The sequence below is a fragment of the [Micrococcus luteus] ATCC 49442 genome, from assembly GCF_010367585.1.
In the GTDB taxonomy this organism is placed as follows: domain Bacteria; phylum Actinomycetota; class Actinomycetes; order Actinomycetales; family Micrococcaceae; genus Arthrobacter; species Arthrobacter luteus_A.
Genome location: NZ_JAAAXP010000001.1, coordinates 4,348,069 through 4,365,296, shown reverse-complemented (window position 1 = coordinate 4,365,296; position 17,228 = coordinate 4,348,069). Strand labels below are relative to the sequence as shown.

The window sequence follows — 17,228 nt, the reverse complement described above, 5'->3', positions numbered from 1 at the left end:
GCTCGGCGACGGCATCACGGCTGCATCCGGGAGTCGTTGAGTTCGTCTTCGGCGACAACCGGGAGACCGGGGAACTCGGGCCGCACCAGCAGCCGGACAGGGCGCCGGATGGAGCGCGATCCGACGACGAGCACCGGGCGACCGGGGTGGTCGGAACTGGCAGTGAGAGCGGACCGGATGGTGTCCAGCATCCTGTGCAGAACGTCCGGAGCCACCAGGAGAACATCGTCCGGACCGTGTGCCGCTGTTTCTGCGAGCTGGTGCTCAACCTGCGGATCGAGGCGGACCTTCACGTCGCCCCGCCGGCTGCCGGGCAGCAACGGCGCGATGTCCGCCAGCCTGCGCAGTCGAGACAAGGCGTCGGACTCCGAAACCCCGTCGCGATGCAGCGGCGCGAACTCCTCCAGGAGCATATCGATGTGGCCGATGGGCACCTCGTCGTCCAGCAAGCCCTGCAGCACCCGGGTAAAGGAGGTCAGCAGCGCGAGATCGTTGGCGGCATCCACTTGTGTCCAACCGTCGTCGAGCAGTGTCAGCACGATCTGATCGGTCAGCAAGGACGAACTGAGCGACGGCAGGGCCCTTCGAATGTCATTCAGCAGGTATTCTTCCGGTGACAGCCCGGCCGGACCGCCGTCGGGATCGGTCGTCTGCTCAGCTGGGAGCCATTCACCCGGCGGTCGGTCTCCAGGCCGGGGCCACGGTGCGTCCTGTCCGTCGGGGTGGCCGGGGAAGAAGCGGTGACCGGGAATAAAGGTACCCTCGGCGACCTGAACCTCGTCAAGGAGGATTCGGTAGGAACTCTCGCTGAGGTAAGCCTCGCGAAAGCGCAGGCCAGCGATCGGGACACCAACGATGGCGGCGACGTCTGCACGGACATCCTCGGCGCCGCTTAGCAGGTAGTTGATGTCGACTGCTTTCGGGTCGGAGAGTTCCACTACTACTCGGCGCCGGTCGAGAGGTTGGTATGGCGGGAGGGAGAGCGCGAACCGCTCCAACTCGAGTCTGAGATCCGTACTGTGCGGACAGTGTTCCACCCCGCGTTGCAGCACCGACACTGGACGCCGCAGGGCGGAGGAGTCGTCGGGATCCAACTTCTCGTACGACAGGGCAAGGTACAGATATGCAGCCTCCGTCTGGGGGTCGGCGGCCAGCGCCAGCTCGTACTCCTCGGCCGCGTTTCCGAACTCATCGTTCTCGTAGAACCCGTGGCCTCTGCCGAGGTGCCGGTCGGCTTGCACGCCCTCGTCCGGGCTGAGATGCCGGTCGGCAACCCGCGTGAAGTCGAGAAAAGCCAAGACAGCCACGAGGTTGTCGCTGTCGGCATCGACATGAGCCCGGTAAAACTCCCCTACAGTTGCACCGCGTGCCTGGAGCTCCTCGGACAGCCGCACCATGGTCGCCGGTGCCACCTGCGACTCCAGCGCGTCCCACCACCGGCGGGCCCGGTCGGGCGCCAATGCGTAGCCGATGCCCTCACGTGCCGTATCAAGCCACCGGTCGATCTGCTCCCGTGTCCAGGATCCGACGTCCCTGAAGGACGGACTGGCTGAGTCGTAGCTCCACCGGCGCACCGAGACGTCGTCGGGCCAAGTGACCTCCGGCCACTGTGCTTCATTAAGACGGAGATAGTCCAGATAGGCGATGGTTGCCCTGGAGTCCTCGGGATCGCTGCTTCGGAGGCTTGCGTCGTGGTACTGGGCGATCGAAGATCCGCGCATGGCCAGCTGCTCCGCGAGCTGCAGCACGAGCTCCGGCTGATTCGAATAACGGTCCTCGATAACTCTCCAGAACTCCCGGACGTCGTCCTCCAGCTCCAGCCAGCCGAGCTGGTACTTGACGGTCTGAAGACGCAGCAGCACATCGAGCGGGGTCCAGCCCTCGGTACGCGACACACTGGTTACCTCGAGCCGGGCGATGGCCCGTTTCTCGCGAAGGGACATGAAGGCGTACTCCAGGCTGCGGGTGCCTGTCAACGAGATGGCCTCCACAAACTCCTGCAGGGTTGCCGGCGCGCTGGCAATGCACTCAGCCAGGACCAGCATGTCCCAGTAGCCCCGTCGCTGCTGCAGCTGGTTCCACCACTGCCGGGCTTCGGGCGGTGCCGCGTCCACTTGGATCCGGCGGCGGGCGTCGCGTGAGAATGCGTCGACGCCCCGGGCATCGAGGCCTTGGTAGCGGAAGGGCTCGGCGGTGGCTGCCGCCCGCTCGCTGCGAAGGAATTCGTCCAAAGCAGTCTCGTGCACGTCTACTTGTTCGAGCCACGCGGCGCGTTGCTCGGCGCTGGCCAGGTGATACGGAGTCGGGGTGTCGGGCTCGATCACCCGAGCGGCGTCCAGCCGGAAGAAGACCACCTCCAGGGATTTCTCGGTACTTAACTCGAATAGCTTGCGCAGGTCGGCGACTGACAGCCCTAAATTAACCATCCGGCCAGCGAGGGGGGCTGTGAGGGCGGAGCGGTCTCCCGCCACCAGTGCCCACCAGCGGCGATCTTCCTCGGTAGCCAGGTGCACGAGATTGCGCATCCGCCGTCGGCGCTCCGGATTGTGGGCCCGCTGCTCAATGATAGCGATTCGCCGACCGAAGCGAGCCCTTTGCGCCTTCAGCGCGGCCTCTTCCACGCCGACCTTCGCGAGTTCCTCCTGCCACGTCGGAAGCAGCCGGCTGGTCGTTCGGGGCACGTAGCCGCCCAGCCGCTCCAGCACCTCGCGGGCTCGCCGGGCGCCGACCGCGTACATAAACGGGGGACCGTCGCAGGCGCACGCCTGATACGCGGCGGCGGCATATTCCAAGGCACGATCACGCGAACCGGCTTGCTCGGCGCAAAGCGCGCGGATCCGCCACGCGTCGCCGGCGGTGAGCTGGTACCCCGTCGGATCGATCTCGAAGTACTCGTCGGCGCGCTCCCCGGCCTCGGCCCACCGCCCCTGGCTGACGGCGAGATCACCGAGCGCGACCAGTGCGAAGCACTGGACTATCCTGTAGTTGGCCCGACGGGCGATGACAAGGGCCGCGCGCAGGTGATTGTCGGCCGCCTCGAATCCGCCCTGCTGGCCCTCCGCCATACCGCGTGTCAGCAGCTCCCACGACTGTTGCGCGGGCTCGATGCCGACGTCGTCCTCAAGGTGGTCGAGAAGCTGGATGGCCTTGGCGGCCTCGCCAAGATAGACGTAGCCCTCGGCCACGCCCTGCGTCCACCAGCGGCGGTTGATCTCGTCCTTCTCATCGACAACGAGATAGGTCTGGGCAGCGCTGGACCTGTCCCGCAGGGCCAGGACGAGTCCGATCCACGGGTTGACAGTCGAAAAGAGCCCGTCGACCCCCATGGCGAGGGCCTGGACTTTGATCCTGCGAAGGGCCAGCTCGGTCTCGAACAGAGCGCCTCGATAGAGGCTGTTCCAGGTTTGATCCCGTCGTACTTCGAGGAAGGCGACCATGTCGCGCATCCGCAGTCGGAGTACCCCGGACCAGATCAGCAGCCGATCGGCAATCTCAGCGTCGTCGCTGCTCATCATGAGGTTGGCAAGCATCTGTGCTGCGTCCGCCTGTTCCTTGGGCGACTGCAGCGGGAGCAGTTGGAGAGGGTCTCCGCCCGGCAGCAGCTGCTCGAACAGATTGAGCAGCTCGCGATAGGCCGCGCGAGTGTACAAGGCGGTCCACAGCTTGTAGCTGAACATCTCCCAAGCGCGATCGATCTGTCCGGTAGAGACCAGCACCTGGAAGATCGATGCGGCCTTGTCCAGGTTCACCGATCCGGAGGCGAGCTGCGGATCGGGTACAGCGGTAAGCTCCGACATTGCCTGGTCCAGAAAACGGGCCCGATCCGGGGTGCGGCGGGTATCGGTCAAGCGTGCCCACATCAGGCCGCGAACCACTGGGTGCTCGTCGTACTCTGTGATTCCGTCGACCACAGCCCGGCCAACGAATCCCCGATTGAGGAGGTCCTGCAGCTCACGCTGGACTCGCCCATCCTCGGTCCAGCGTTCCTCGCCCTGGAGGATCGATTGCTGGCGCAGTGCGTGCGTGATCTCGTCGACCGACATCGGCTTGCCGGAGACCGCCAGGTAACTCAGCAGCTCCTCCGCCTCGGTACTCAAGTCGCTGACGCAGGTGCCGATGACTGTGGCGCGGGCCCGCGCCGGTGGACCGCTGGGGTCGAAATCGTGATGTCCCTCCGCCCGGAGCCAGCTCGACCAACTGCCCGCCGCCGCGACCGATCGCGCCAGGATGCTGATCGCCAGCGGGTGGAAGCCGCACGCGGTAAGGACGTCGAGGATCTCTTCCTCTTCCTCCACGGACGGCTCTCCGGCCAGGTCAACCCACAGCCCAATGGCGTCGTCCGGCCCGAGGCCCGGCAGGTCGACGTGGACGACGTGCGGACGGGGCTGTCGGTTGTCACCAGCTTCCAGCTCCGCGGGCATCATACGGGTGGTGATCAGCAACCGAGATGCCAAGGGAGCCGCAAGTCGCGTGAGGAAGGCGCCGTCTCGTTGATCGGTCATCCGCCGGTCGGCTGTCGTGGCTCCCTCCCGGTCGGGTGTCCCGCGGGTACCCTCGTCGTCCACGGCCCGCTCGGCAGTCTGGGCGTAGCCGGCCATCAGCCGCTCAAAACCGTCGATGATTACGAGGTAGCGATCGTTGGCCAAGGCGTCGAGGAGATGTTTCTCGACCTCGGACCGGTCCAGGGCATCGACCCGGTCCGGCGACATCCGCCCGCAGAAGGTCAGGGCACGTCGCAGGAAAGCCTCGAACTGGAACGTTCCCTCGTAGAAGCTGCACCACAGTGCCCCGCGGAACCCGGCTTGGCGAAGACGGGTCAGCACGGAGTCAACCCAGTGCCAGGCCAGCGCACTCTTTCCTGCTCCGCCGAGGGCGGTGAGGCACATGACCGGCGCGGCCTCGCGGTCCTCGATCCAGCGATCCAGCCGGGCCAGATAGTCGCCTCGGCCGACGAACCGGTCGGTCAGCGAGTAGTAGTGAAGGCACTCGAAACCGGCCCAGTCGCTGAGTACGTCCAGATCCGGAAACTGGCCCTGCGCCAGTGATCGGCGGCGGGTGTCGGCCTGCACGTCTTCGAGCCGGCTCACCAGCCAGTCATAATGGTCCTGGTCCGCTAGCGGCAGCTGACTACGTGCTCGGCGGGCAAGGACGACGGCGGCGTCCAGGTGCTCCGGTGTGGCCACTGCATCCAGCAGTCTCTCGGCGAAGCGACGCACGTTTGTGGATCGACCGGGCGGGGCGGTCGGGGCGACCATCTCGGCGGCACGGCTTAGCGCGGCGTCCTTCCCCCTGCTCGGGACCGGCTGCTGGCCCTCGAGGTAATCGCCCGGCAAGGCGCGATCGCCTTGGATCTGGAGATCGACATGCTGATCATCTGCGCGGGGCGGCAGCGCCGGGACGGTGAGAGCTGTCCTGTTCGGCCGCTCGGTCACGCTGTGGTAGGCCGGGCCGACGATGCCCGTCTCGCCGAGGACGAGGTTGGCCGGGACGCGCAGCTCGTGAAGCAGATCTTCCTGCCGTTCTGTTGTGATCAACGTCGTGCGAACCAGGCGCAGAAGCTCGAGGAACTCGTCGCGAGGGAACCCCTCCACTCTTGGCCCGATCAGTTGCTGCTGGTCAGTCATGGCTTCTCGATTCGTGTGAGTGCCACGCGGAAGCCCGTGTGGTCGTCGCGGGCTATGTGCGTCTCACCGAACCGCACCGACACCCGCAGGTCGAGCGGATGGGAGAGCCAGCTGCCGCCGCGCACCACGTGTCCGTGAGCGTAGTCATGGCAGACCGGGTCGGTCCCCGGATCGCACGGGTACGGCGCGAACCCGTCCAGGCAGTGCTCGGCCACATTGCCGGCCATATCCCAGACGCCGTAAGGCGATTCGTCGAGCGCGAACAACCCGACCGGGCAGGCACTGAGGCCGAGTGGACGGGAGTTGGCCGGATCGGTGGTGTGGTCCCACCGGTCCCCCCAGGGGAACCGCCTGCGGGGAAGGTCGCCGCTGAGCGGGCCCCGTGCTGCTTTCTCCCACTGCGACTCGGTGGGCAGCTCCGCCCGCCACCCGGCGGGCACGCTGGATTCCTCTGTCAACCAGGCGCAATAGGCCCTCGCTTCCCACCAGCTCACGCCGGTGACCGGACAGTTGGACCGGCTCATCTGGTGCTCCCAGCTGGCGGGAGACTCCACGCTGGCCGCCCCGCGCCATGCCCAGCCCTCGTCGGTCCACCACTCTCGCGTGTCGTAACCATGGACGGCAACGAAGAGCTGGAACTCCGCGACGGTCACCGGCCAGCGTTGTAGCTGGAAGTCGCCTACCGTCACCTCTGCCTGCGGCGACTCCTGCTCCCACGCGTCGTCGTCCGTGGAACCACGAATGAAGGGACCGCTGGTCACCGAGACCCAACGGGCTTCAGGGGTCAAGCGCGGATCCCGGACCGATCCGAGTCCGTCGGCGATGGCGATGCGGGTGGTGCGCGGCAGGGTCCGCAGGACCGGCAGCATCAGATCCTGGGCCTCGCGGGCGGGTCGAAGAACCTCCTCGGAAATGTCGAGGGGGGCGATCTCCGTCAGACACGCGCTAGCGGCGGCCATCCGGGGAGCCCAGACAATCCACTCCTCTGCGTTGGCGCTCGCGGCCTCCGATGGCGGCGCGCCGATCACCGAAGTCAGCAGGCCGCGCAGACGATCGGCCGAGAAGGAGGCAAGAACTCCGGCTGTCATCGCGAGCGTCTCGATCCATGCTGAGTCGTGCACGTGAGGTAGGAGCTCGTCGGGATGATCGCCGAACCAGCATGCGGCGAGGAACTCCTGAAGCGTGCGATGCTCGAAGCGCACCACTGCGCTCAGGTCACCAACGCCGAATCGACGCTCGACAGTCAGCAACCCGGTGTGCAGCTGCAGGTCGCGCAGCAGGTCCGGCGCGCCACCAGCGTCCGCGAGGGTGTTGGAGGCGGCACCGGCGCTCAGCTGCCCAGGCTCGCCGTTGAGCTGCATGGCGTGGGCGAGGGCCACCATCTGTGTCCGCAGGGTCGCTGGGTCACCGTGACGACGCAACCGGTCGGTGCTCAGCACGGTGGTGACAAAGTGGTCGTACAGCGGCACACGGTGCACCGGCATCCCGCTGCTGGGGGGCATGCTGGCGAGCATCGTGGCGATCTGCGGGGAGGCGGCCAGCTCGGCCAGCGCCGGATCACGACGAACAGCGTCCAGGACAGTGCGGAGCGCGTCCTCACCGTCTGGTCCCCAGATCTCGTGGCACCAGGCCGCCAGGTAGGCATCCCTGGTCCGGCCGCCCATGGGTCGGATCCGCACTTCCTGGAAGGACGCAGCCCACTCAGCCCCCTCGGCGGCACGGGTCCGGCAGGCGACAATGACGTGATTGGGCGCCCCGAGTGGCCCCGAGTGGCGCTGGATCCGGTCTATTCCAGCGACCAGATCTTGGCGCTGAACCGCATCCGGCACTTCATCGAGCTTGTCGAAGAAGATCGTCACGTCCCCGGCCTGCAGCAGTTCGTGCACCTGTGCCGGGCTGAGAGAGGTCGCCGCACCCAGAATCGGCAGCCATTCAGCCAACATCAGCGGCCCTGCCGTCGCGGCGGCCTGACTGACCACCTCAAGCAGGTCGATCCATATTGGCAGCCGTGCGGGCCCAGCCGGCCGGCTGTCAGGGTCTTCCGCGTGCCGTGCCGTCCCGGTCCTCGCGGCGCTCAACCGATCGTCGGTGGTAGCCAGTGCGGCGCGGCGCAGCACGGTCGACTTGCCAGCGCCGGGCGCTCCGGTGAGCAGGACCTTGCGGCCGGCGAGCAGCTTCGACGGCTCGCTGACCTGCTCGCGGGCGGCCCCGAATCCAACCTGCAGCTCGAGGGGGACAAAGAGGTCTTCTAGCCGGGCGTGCCGGCGGCCGTCGACCGCGGCGGGCAACGGGATGGGATCCAACTGCTCGCGCAACCCGATCAGGTAGCTGAGTTCCCAGTCGCCGGGAACTCCGACCGACCCTAAACCCAGCTCCGACTTAAGGGCCTCGAGTTCGGGGTTATCGGGGCGTGCTTCGGAGGCCGCCAGCAGCAGTTTATCAATCCAATTCTGTCGCTGTGCGGTGCAAACCAGGTCGTATACCACCTGTTGAGCCGGACCGGGACCGACGATATTCCACATCGAAGAGTTGAGCCGATAGGTAAGCAGGCGCTCGAGGTCCTCCAGGTCAAACAGCCTTAGCAAGGCCGCATCAAATCGCTCCTGCTGCGGTCCCGATAGCTTTATCCAGTTCGTCAAGGGCATCACTCCCGTGCTCAGGAAAACGTCAATCACCCTAAGGGCACTGCTCGCCGAGGATTCCATCAAGTCCACGCGTTTCCAGCAAACCGAGGATCGCCTTCATCGGAATGGCCTGATTATAGGTTGCTGGGATGGTCGCAGTTTGGGCGGGGTCGCCTGCATGGTGCAAGGCCACCACGTTAAAGGATGCGTCGAAGCACGGAGAGCCTGACGAGCCCGGCAGTGTCGCAGAGGCATGCCGTATGCGCGTGCCGGTCCCATTGACCGCCAGAACATCTGCGGGCGGCCAAGACAGCTTCATCATCCCGATCTGCGGGTGCTGCAGGATCAGGAGCGATGAGGGTGGTGCGATGACTGGTTGGTCGACCGGTAACGGGATCCACCCTCGAGGCGAATCGCCGTCCGCCGAGCCGCGGGCGGCGTTTCCCGGCACGTTCGTCGGCACCGGCTGACATCCAACTCGGTGATCCAGCCGAACTATGGCGTAGTCCAGCTCATCGGCGGGGGTGTCCGGAACGTTTGGATGCGGCTGCACGTCGGTGGCCGAGTATCTGCTGTAGTCCACCAGCCATGGGTTCGCAAGCCCGAACGGGGTGCCGGCGTTGAGCTCCTGGCCACCGCCGTCCAACTTGTAGTCAAATAGAACCGATACGGCCGCAGGACTGACCTGACCCTCGATGACAGACTTCATCACGTGGTAGTTCGTCATGACAACGTCGGGCCCTACGAGAAAACCGGTGCCGCCACTGGTAAATCCGCCCGTGAGGGGGTAGCTGATCCGACATACGGCAGCCTCGGCCTTCGCCAGCTTGACGCGGAGGACTGCTGGATCGAGGAGCGCTCCAAGCCCCAGGACGAATGCTTCCAATGCCCTGTTGCTGTCGGCGGTCGTAGACTTGCCAAGATTCAGCTCCGTCTTCAGGGCCTCGAGTTCGGGGTAACCGAGGCGTGCTTCGGAGGCTGCCAGCAGCAGGTCCCCCATCCAGCCCTGTTTCTGTGCGGTGCGAACCAGGTCGTACACCACCTGTTGAGCCGGACCACGGCCGACGATGTCCCACATCGAAACGTCGAGCCGGTAGGTAAGCAGGCGCTGAAGGGACTCCAGGTCGAACAGGTCCAGCAAGGCCGCATCAAATCGCTGCTGCTGCGATCCCGACAGCTTCATCCAGTTCATCACGGGCATCACTCCTGTGCTCAGAACTACGAGGTGCCGCCGCACTGCCGTACCCCGCAAATCAGGTTCATGTCCACGGCGGGTTGGGCTCAGAGGGCTGACCCCAACCGGCTCCCCCGCTAAGCGCCCATGGTGTCATCCATATCCGCCAATGGACGGGCCGCGTCCCGGAGGGCTTTGAGGGCGTCCTCATAGCCGTATTCTGATCCGACGGTCAGCCTGCCGACCTCCGTCAACGGCAGCAGCAGGTCACCCTCGCCGCCTTCGTGGCTTACCCACAGGGCCTCAAAGTTGAGGGCAGGGACGCGGAACAGACGCAGCTCTGTTTGGCCGGCAGAATTTTCAGCCAGCGGTATTGCCGCTTCCAGGGCACGGGCGAAGGGTTCCAGATGGGCAGGCGCCATGGACATCTGGCGGACGCTTCCCTCGGCACTTTCATCCACGTCAAAGAAGGCTGTGGCCGCACCGTCGGTGGTTTCGTACACACGCAGGCCCACCGGCTCCGGGGCGCCCTCCGTGCGTTCACCCACCAGCCTGTCCAGGCCCAGGCTGTAGACCCGGTGGGCCAGCCCGATCTGCGTGGAGTCCCCTGCTTCCCTTCGCTCAGCGTGCTGCGGGTCAGCGGACCGTTTCAGGTCCAGCATGGGGCGTGATTCCCAGATCTTTCTCAGGACCGGGTCGGGCACCGGGACTGGGACCCAGGGCAATCTAAAGTAGCTCTTTGTGTAGTACGTGTGGGTCCATGTTCCGCTCCCTTGATAGTTGCTGGAGAAGTCGCTGAGCCTGAGGTGGCTTTTGCCGTAGATCGGGTCGTCAATATCAACATACTGTGCGCCGAAATACCTGGCATAGCCGTAAATCGCCATGAAGTGGCCGCCTCCGCCGTTCCAGCCCACCCGCGCTCCCAGGGGCCTCCCGGCGTCGATCTCGGCGCGGATCTGCGCGAAGGTCACGGGGCCGGTAATGCTCACGAAGTTCTTGGTGCGCGTCAGGGCGCGGTCCAGGTACCACGGCACGTTGCAGGCCGCGGGGACGGGCGGAGTGCAGGCATCGGTGCGGTTGAGTTCGGCGTTGCACACCTTGCACTGGGTCCAGTGGCTGAACCACCAGTAGTAATTGGAAACACTCGTGGATGCGGCGGCCCAACACCAGTTGGACTGGGTTTGGGCCTGCATGGTGAAGGACAGCTGCTTGGTGACGAATTGGCTGCCAAGGATGTTGCCCTCCCATTGCAGGGACTTGTACGGCCTGCTGGTGGCGCCGATGACCTCGTCGAGGCTCATGTCTTATCCCTTCGCGGTGGATTAAGCATCCAATCAGGATCGCCGTGAGGCGTTACCGCCGCGTTATCGGTGATGAGGATGTTGCCTTCGGAGATCGCTTCGGCCTGCATGTCGTGTTCCACGGTGGTTGCGAGCGGCTTTTCCTTGACGAAAAAGAGGACCACGACGGCAATCACCGCCGGCGGGACCACCCACAGGAAGATGGGGGTCAGGCAATTACGCCTCATCCCTGAGCCGACGTCACACTGCGCCGCGCAAGGTCGGCGCGCCCGACCTCGTACAAGATGCCCAGTTCTACCTTGAGAACCTCGTCACTCATTTCGAGACGTCTTTGCGATCGCAGCATGCACGAGACCGAAGTTGGCGTGGAGGAGGGCTAATTCCCGCGCTTTACAGGTCCGAAAGCACCGAACCCGGGTTTTCGATGGCGTCGGCAACGAACCGGAGGAACCCGGCCGCGGTGCCGCCGTCGCACACGCGGTGATCGAACGTGAGCGTCAGTTCGGTGACCTTGCGGACCGCGAGCTCCCCGCCCACCACCCACGGTTTGTCCATGATGCGCCCCACGCCGAGGATCGCCACCTCGGGGTGGTTGATGATGGCCGCGGAGCCGTCCACGCCGAACACACCGTAGTTGTTCAGCGTGAAGGTGCCGCTGCCCAGTTCCTCCGGGATCGCCTTTCCTTCGCGTGCGACGGCGGTGAGCCGGCGGATCTCTCCGTCCAGTTCGCGGGCGCTGAGTTTGTCCGCGTTCCGGATGGAGGGAACCATCAGTCCGCGGTCCGTCTGGGCCGCGAACCCAAGGTTGACGCCGGCGAAGGACACGATCTCCTGGGCGCCGTCGTCACCTGTCTCGATGCGGGTGTTCAGCTCGGGGAAGCGTTTTAACCCGGCTGTGACAAAACGCGCGATGAAGGCGAGAAGGCCTGGCGTCGCCGCGTGCGAGTCGGCCTTTTTGAGCCCGGCGCGGAGCTCCACCAGCGCCGTGGCATCCACGTCCACCCAGACCGTGGCCTCCGGAATCTCCTGCCGGCTGCGGGCCATGTTCGCGGCAACGGCCTTACGGACACCTTTGACGGGCGTCCGGGCGGAAACGCCGAGGCCCGTGCGGGCATCCGTGCTGGTCGCCTCCGGCGATCGAGCCTCAGGAGTCGAGCGTGGGGCCGGGGCCTCAGGGGTTTCGGGCCGGGCTTCCGGGGTCAGGGCGCGGCTGGGGATCGCTGCCTCGACATCCCGGCGCATGATCAGTCCGCTGTCGCCCGAGCCGTGAAGCTCGCCGAGGTCCACGCCGTGTTCACGGGCCATCCGCCGGACCAGCGGCGAAATGACCGCGCCGAGCTTCCCGGGCACCCGGGTGCGGAGCAGCGAGAGGTCAACGTCCTGCGTTTCTGCCGCTGCGGTGGACACCCGCGGAGCCCGCGAGCGCCGCGACTGGCCCTCGCCGCCGGGAGTGCCATAACCGATCAACACATTCCCGGACCCGGCCTTTTCCTCTTCCCGATAGGCATTGGCGGCTACCGCAGCGGGCGCGGATGATGCCGCCCCGGGAGTGGCATCGGGCCTTCCGGAGCCGGACGGCATGCTGCTTGCAGCACTGCCGTCCGGCGAAGGGGCGGGGGCGGCATCATCCGCACGGGCTCCGACCGGCGCCACCGAAATCAGCGGCTTCCCCACGTCCAGCGTCTGCCCGGGCTCGCCGTGGAGCTCCAGGACAGTGCCGGCGTAGGGCGAGGGCACTTCCACCACAGACTTGGCCGTCTCCACTTCGGCGATGGGCTGGTCCACGCGGATCTCGTCGCCCACGGCCACCAGCCAGTTGACCAGTTCGGCTTCGGTGAGGCCTTCGCCGAGATCGGGCAGGCGGAATACTTGCGTGTCGCTCATGGTCAGTTCTCCCACTGGAGGTCGTCAACGGCGTCGAGGATTCGGTCCACGCCGGGCAGGTAGTAATGCTCAAGCTTCGGTGCCGGGTACGGGACGTCGAAGCCCGTCACACGGCGGATGGGTGCGGCGAGGTAGTGGAAACAGCGTTCCTGGACCCGCGCCACAATCTCGGAGGACACGGACGCGAAGCCGTGCGCTTCGGCGATCACCACGGCCCGGCCGGTCTTGCGGACGGACGCGCACACCGTCTCGTCGTCGAACGGCACGATCGAGCGCACGTCGATGACTTCCAGGGAGCGGCCCTCCTCCGCTGCGGCTGCCGCCGCGGCGAGCGCCGTGGGGACGGACGGTCCGTACGCGATCAGCGTCGCGTCAGTGCCGGAACGCGCGACGGCGGCCCGGCCTTCCGAGGACGTCCCCGCCTGGGCGTTGGCGGAGTGGGCGGACCGGAGATCCGCCAAGTCCACCATGTCCTTGGACCAGTAGAGCTTCTTGGGTTCCATAAACATGACGGGATCGTCCGAATCGATGGCTTCGCGCAGCATCCGGTAGCCGTCGGCCACCGTGGCCGGTGCGAACACCTTCAGGCCGGCCGTGTGGGCGTAGTAGGACTCAGAGGAATCGCAGTGGTGCTCCACTCCCCCGATGCCGCCGCCGTACGGAACGCGGATCACCATGGGCAGCTTCAGGGCGCCCCTGGTGCGGTTGTGCATCTTGGCCACGTGGCTGACGATCTGCTGGAACGCCGGGTAGGCGAACGCGTCGAACTGCATCTCCACCACCGGGCGCATCCCGTTCATGGCCATCCCCACGGCCATGCCCACAATGCCGGACTCGGCCAGCGGAGTGTCAAAGCACCGCTGCTCGCCGAACGTGGCGGTCAGCCCGTCGGTAATGCGGAACACCCCGCCCAGGAGGCCCACATCCTCGCCGAAGACCAAGACCGTTGGATCGGCCTGCATCGCATCAACCAGCGCCGTGTTGAGGGCCTTCGCCATGGTGACGGACTGCGGGCCGGACGCCTCGGCCGCAGAAGCGGCGGACGCGGCAGCCCGCGCGGTGGCCGCGCTGACGTTGCCGTTCGCTTCGGACGACGTTGTAATGGTCGGACTCATCAGGAATCCTCCTTCGAGGACGAGGCTTCGCGGGCAAGTTCGTCGGCGAGCAGGGCGGACTGTTCCTTAAGCTGGGGCGTGGGTTCGGAGAAGACGTAGCGGAAGAGATCCTGCGGATCCACCGGAACCTCCTCACCCAGCCCCTCGCGCAGTTGCGCGGCAACATCCTCAGCGCGGGCAGCGATCCGGGACGCGCCGTCGTCGTCCAGCAGTCCGCGGTCGGTGAGGTAGGTCCGCATCCTGCTGATCGGATCCTTGGCCAGCCACTCGGCAACCTCGCTGTCCTGGCGGTAGCGGGTGGCGTCGTCGGCGTTGGTGTGGGCCTGCATCCGGTAGGTGTTCGCCTCCACGAGGAGCGGACCCGAGCCGTCCCGGCACAGCGCAACGGCGCGGTCCAGGACGGCCAAGAGGGCCACCACATCGTTTCCGTCCACGCGTTCGCCCGCCATGCCGTAGCCCACGGCCTTGTGCGCCAGCGACGGCGCCACGGACTGGTGCGCCAGCGGCACCGAGATGGCGTACTTGTTGTTCTGGACGAAGAAGATGACCGGCAGGTGGAAGACGGCGGCGAAGTTCAGGGCCTCGTGGAAGTCGCCTTCGCTGGTTGCGCCGTCGCCGCACATCGCCATGACCACGGTGTCCTCGCCGCGGAGCTTGGCCGCATGGGCAACCCCGACGGCGTGGAGCAGCTGGGTGGTCAGCGGGGTGCACTGGATGCCCACCTTGTACTTGGCGGGGTCGTAGCCGCTGTGCCAGTCGCCGCGGAAGATGGTCATGGTCTGCACGGGATCAACGCCGCGGGTCATCACCGCCACGGCGTCGCGGTAGGTGGGGAACAGCCAGTCACCCTCGGCGAGGCACAGGGCGGCGGCCACCTGGCAGGCCTCCTGCCCGTGGCTGGAGGGGTACACGGCCATGCGTCCCTGCCGGACGAGCGCCGAGTTCTGGTCGTTGACGCGGCGTCCGACGACGAGCCGTTCGTATGCTGCCAGCAGTTCCTTATCGGCGGGGAGCGGATACTCGTGGCCGGGTTCGGTGCCTTGCTCGCCTTCAGGGTTGAGGCGTCCGTCCGGGTCCACCATCTGGATCTGGTGGCGGGCGGGAAGCATGTAATCCTCGGCGGTGATGCCGAACTTCCGGACAGCTTCGGTTACGGCATCTTCGGCCGGCAGCCGCTGGGCCTGGTCCGGCGCAGAGTGGTCTGCGGAGATCGTCATTGGTCCGTCCTTCAATAGGCACTATTCACTCCCAGTATCTGCCTATCGCGCGTTTCGTATCCAGACCTGAGCTGAATCGTGGAGAAGTCAGTTCCGCAGCGCTATTCTGAAAGACGAATCGTCACTTCGGGCGGCACTACGGCAAGGAGCTGTGGACAAATTGGCAGGCACACCAGAGCGGACCGAGACGGCACCCCTGGACGACGTGGACCGCAGGATCATCGCCGAGCTCACGCGCGACGGCAGGATGTCCGTCACCCAGGTGGCGGAGAACGTCCACATCTCCCGCGCCCACGCCTACACGCGGATCGCGCGGCTCACCGGTGAAGGGGTGCTGACCAAGTTCACGGCTTTGGTGGACCCCATCAAAGCGGGGCTCAAATCCTCCGCCTACGTGACCCTGAAGGTCAGCCAGCACTCCTGGCGCGAGCTGCGCGAACAGCTCCGCGCCATCCCCGAGATCCACCACATCGCGCTGGTGGGCGGTGACTTCGACGTCATCCTGCTGGTGCGTGCCATCGACAACATCGACCTGCGCCGGGTGATCTTCGACCAGCTCCAGTCCATGCCCGGCGTCCTGGACACCCAGACGTTCCTGGTGTTTGAGGACGTGGATACGCGTTAGCGCGTCCACGGGCCACCGTAGAGCTAGGGGTCGGGCGGCGGAGGGTCAGCGGGCCGTTGGGAGCGCCAGGGGGCGCGCCACTCCGCGGCCTCCCAACCGTCCATGATGTAGATCCGCTCGTGCGCCACCCGGTCTCCCCGGAATTCCAACAGGTTGACGGTGAACATCCAGGGCCCGCCGTCGTAGCTGATCAGGTTCTCCACAACCACCAGGTCGGCACGATGGGTGATCCGGCGGGTGTGGAACTTGAGCTGCGCTGGATATTGCCGGCGCCATTCGCGGAAGTTCTCCACGCCTTCGAAGCGCTCACCGGACTGGGGAAACTCGAGCACGGCGTCGTCATGGTAGATCTCTTGGGCGACGTCCTCGTCTTTGCCTGTGTAATCCCAGTGACGCCGGAGAGCCTGCAGGAGTTCGGCTTCCTCAAGCATTTTTCACCTCCCCGTACCTAGTGCGTCCGGGGTCCGCGGTCGCGGACCCGGTAGGCGTAGACCAGCAACGCGATCCCGGCCAGGATCATGACGGCGGGGACGGCGAAGTCCACGGGAATGAGCTGCGCCGTGGCCTGGAGGGCGAAAATCACGCCCAGCAGGCCGAGCGCGGCGGCCGGAACCAGGGGCCACATCAGCCGGCCCGCGTGGCCGGACGTCCGCACCGGAATGAGGGAGAGAATGCCGAAGGTTGCGGCCAGGCCGAGGAACAGGACGGCGGCCACGGCGGTGCCGTGCAGCGCTTGCGGGAGGGCCACGATGATGGCCAGAGTGAACATCACCCCGGCCGGGATGACCGCCCACCAGTTGTCCGGTTGCCGCACATACACCGCAGCGAACCCCGCGGCCATGAACAGGAACAGGTACGCCCCGCCCGCGCCGCCCGGGATCACCTGCGTGGCGGTGATGACCGCGGCCAGGCCCAGGAAGACCGAGCCGGGGATCGCCGCCCACCAGTGCTCCCGGCTGCGGAAGAAGATGGCCAGGAACACCGCTCCCACCGCGGCGAACATGAGGGCTGGCACGTAGACGCCGCTGTCCGCAATGCCAAGCCGGTCCACCAGGAACAGCAGTCCCATCGCCATCAGGACGATGCCCGCAATAATGCTTGCTTTAGCCGAGTCCATTTTCCGCCTCCTGAAGGGTGGGCAGGCGGCAGTGCCGCACTGCTCCCTTCAGGCTAGCTCCGGGCCGGAACGGGGTGTAGGGCACAAAGCCCCGGCTCCACGGTGTCCCTATCGCGGGTCTTCCGTGGTGGGTGCCGGGAGGCCGGCGATGCGTTCGACGACGGCAAGCCCGGCCGGGGTGCCGGGCCAGTGCCGCCGCAGGGCGTCCGGCCCTGCCGAAAGGACTACGGAGCGCAACACCAGGGCCATGATGATCACATCATCGGCATAGCCGATCAGCGGCAGGAAGTCCGGGACCAGGTCCAGCGGCAGGATCAGGTAGCCGAGCAGCAGGTACAGCTTGACCCTCGCCCTGCGGGACACTGACGGGTCGGCTCCCAGCCGCCTCAGCACGCGCAGCACGTCCGGCAGCAGCCGCAACGCATCCCGCATGCCCACCGTTTCCGGGTGGGACCTGGCATAGAACCACAGACCCAGCAGAAGAATCGCGTAAGCGGCCAGCAGCCCGGCTGCGATGCCCAGGAGCGTCTCCCACCACTGCACGGCC

At 66.2% G+C, this 17,228-nt stretch carries 12 protein-coding genes; 1 reads left to right on the top strand and 11 read right to left on the bottom strand.

The features are described from left to right. Positions 1-14 precede the first annotated feature (14 nt). The 8 genes from GUV69_RS19835 to GUV69_RS19800 form a co-directional block, all read right to left on the bottom strand. A complete protein-coding gene (locus GUV69_RS19835) occupies positions 15-5,624 on the bottom strand; it encodes an FHIPEP family type III secretion protein (RefSeq protein ID WP_164205521.1) in 5,610 nt (1,869 codons plus the stop codon). After that, the gene (locus tag GUV69_RS23325) at positions 5,621-8,263 is read right to left on the bottom strand and encodes an SUMF1/EgtB/PvdO family nonheme iron enzyme (protein ID WP_164205519.1); all 2,643 of its coding nucleotides are present in this window, start codon (positions 8,261-8,263) and stop codon (positions 5,621-5,623) included. Before GUV69_RS23325 ends, GUV69_RS19835 begins: the two co-directional genes overlap by 4 nt. Before the next feature lie 37 nt (positions 8,264-8,300). Beyond that, positions 8,301-9,440 carry a trypsin-like peptidase domain-containing protein gene (locus GUV69_RS19825; RefSeq protein WP_244292910.1) on the bottom strand — a complete coding sequence of 380 codons (1,140 nt, stop codon included), beginning with the start codon at positions 9,438-9,440 and terminating at the stop codon, positions 8,301-8,303. A 119-nt stretch (positions 9,441-9,559) separates the two neighbouring features. Beyond that, on the bottom strand, positions 9,560-10,723 hold the full coding sequence (locus tag GUV69_RS19820) for a papain-like cysteine protease family protein (protein ID WP_164205515.1): 1,164 nt from the start codon (positions 10,721-10,723) through the stop codon (positions 9,560-9,562). Next, positions 10,720-10,950, bottom strand: coding sequence for a hypothetical protein (locus GUV69_RS19815; RefSeq protein WP_164205513.1), 231 nt, complete (start codon positions 10,948-10,950; stop codon positions 10,720-10,722). Before GUV69_RS19815 ends, GUV69_RS19820 begins: the two co-directional genes overlap by 4 nt. Before the next feature lie 163 nt (positions 10,951-11,113). Next, positions 11,114-12,607 (bottom strand): dihydrolipoamide acetyltransferase family protein, encoded by a 1,494-nt coding sequence (locus GUV69_RS19810; RefSeq protein WP_164205511.1) that lies wholly within the window; start codon positions 12,605-12,607, stop codon positions 11,114-11,116. A 2-nt stretch (positions 12,608-12,609) separates the two neighbouring features. Further along, on the bottom strand, positions 12,610-13,722 hold the full coding sequence (locus GUV69_RS19805) for an alpha-ketoacid dehydrogenase subunit beta (protein WP_164205508.1): 1,113 nt from the start codon (positions 13,720-13,722) through the stop codon (positions 12,610-12,612). Next, the gene (locus GUV69_RS19800) at positions 13,722-14,939 is read right to left on the bottom strand and encodes a thiamine pyrophosphate-dependent dehydrogenase E1 component subunit alpha (RefSeq protein ID WP_164205506.1); all 1,218 of its coding nucleotides are present in this window, start codon (positions 14,937-14,939) and stop codon (positions 13,722-13,724) included. The genes GUV69_RS19805 and GUV69_RS19800 overlap by 1 nt, the downstream gene beginning before the upstream one ends. A 160-nt stretch (positions 14,940-15,099) precedes the next feature. Between GUV69_RS19800 and GUV69_RS19795 the strand changes: the two genes are divergently transcribed. After that, the gene (locus tag GUV69_RS19795) at positions 15,100-15,564 is read left to right on the top strand and encodes an Lrp/AsnC family transcriptional regulator (protein WP_164206817.1); all 465 of its coding nucleotides are present in this window, start codon (positions 15,100-15,102) and stop codon (positions 15,562-15,564) included. A gap of 23 nt (positions 15,565-15,587) precedes the next feature. On the opposite strand, the gene GUV69_RS19790 is transcribed toward GUV69_RS19795, so the two are convergent. The 3 genes from GUV69_RS19790 to GUV69_RS19780 all read right to left on the bottom strand — a co-directional run bounded on the left by GUV69_RS19790 (position 15,588) and on the right by GUV69_RS19780 (position 17,224). Continuing rightward, positions 15,588-15,995 (bottom strand): nuclear transport factor 2 family protein, encoded by a 408-nt coding sequence (locus tag GUV69_RS19790; RefSeq protein ID WP_164205504.1) that lies wholly within the window; start codon positions 15,993-15,995, stop codon positions 15,588-15,590. A gap of 17 nt (positions 15,996-16,012) precedes the next feature. Further along, a complete protein-coding gene (locus GUV69_RS19785) occupies positions 16,013-16,681 on the bottom strand; it encodes a hypothetical protein (protein ID WP_164205502.1) in 669 nt (222 codons plus the stop codon). Positions 16,682-16,789: 108 nt separating this feature from the next. Next, positions 16,790-17,224, bottom strand: a complete 435-nt coding sequence (locus GUV69_RS19780) for a YkvA family protein (RefSeq protein ID WP_164205500.1) — start codon at positions 17,222-17,224, stop codon at positions 16,790-16,792. Positions 17,225-17,228: the final 4 nt, after the last annotated feature.

Coding starts and splice junctions, on each gene's coding strand:
- GUV69_RS19835 (WP_164205521.1), bottom strand. CDS start 5,624: ATGACTGACCAGCAGCAACTGATCGGGCCAAGAGTGGAGGGGTTCCCT.
- GUV69_RS19815 (WP_164205513.1), bottom strand. CDS start 10,950: ATGAGGCGTAATTGCCTGACCCCCATCTTCCTGTGGGTGGTCCCGCCG.
- GUV69_RS19800 (WP_164205506.1), bottom strand. CDS start 14,939: ATGACGATCTCCGCAGACCACTCTGCGCCGGACCAGGCCCAGCGGCTG.
- GUV69_RS19820 (WP_164205515.1), bottom strand. CDS start 10,723: ATGAGCCTCGACGAGGTCATCGGCGCCACCAGCAGGCCGTACAAGTCC.
- GUV69_RS19790 (WP_164205504.1), bottom strand. CDS start 15,995: ATGCTTGAGGAAGCCGAACTCCTGCAGGCTCTCCGGCGTCACTGGGAT.
- GUV69_RS19805 (WP_164205508.1), bottom strand. CDS start 13,722: ATGAGTCCGACCATTACAACGTCGTCCGAAGCGAACGGCAACGTCAGC.
- GUV69_RS19785 (WP_164205502.1), bottom strand. CDS start 16,681: ATGGACTCGGCTAAAGCAAGCATTATTGCGGGCATCGTCCTGATGGCG.
- GUV69_RS19810 (WP_164205511.1), bottom strand. CDS start 12,607: ATGAGCGACACGCAAGTATTCCGCCTGCCCGATCTCGGCGAAGGCCTC.
- GUV69_RS19825 (WP_244292910.1), bottom strand. CDS start 9,440: ATGAACTGGATGAAGCTGTCGGGATCGCAGCAGCAGCGATTTGATGCG.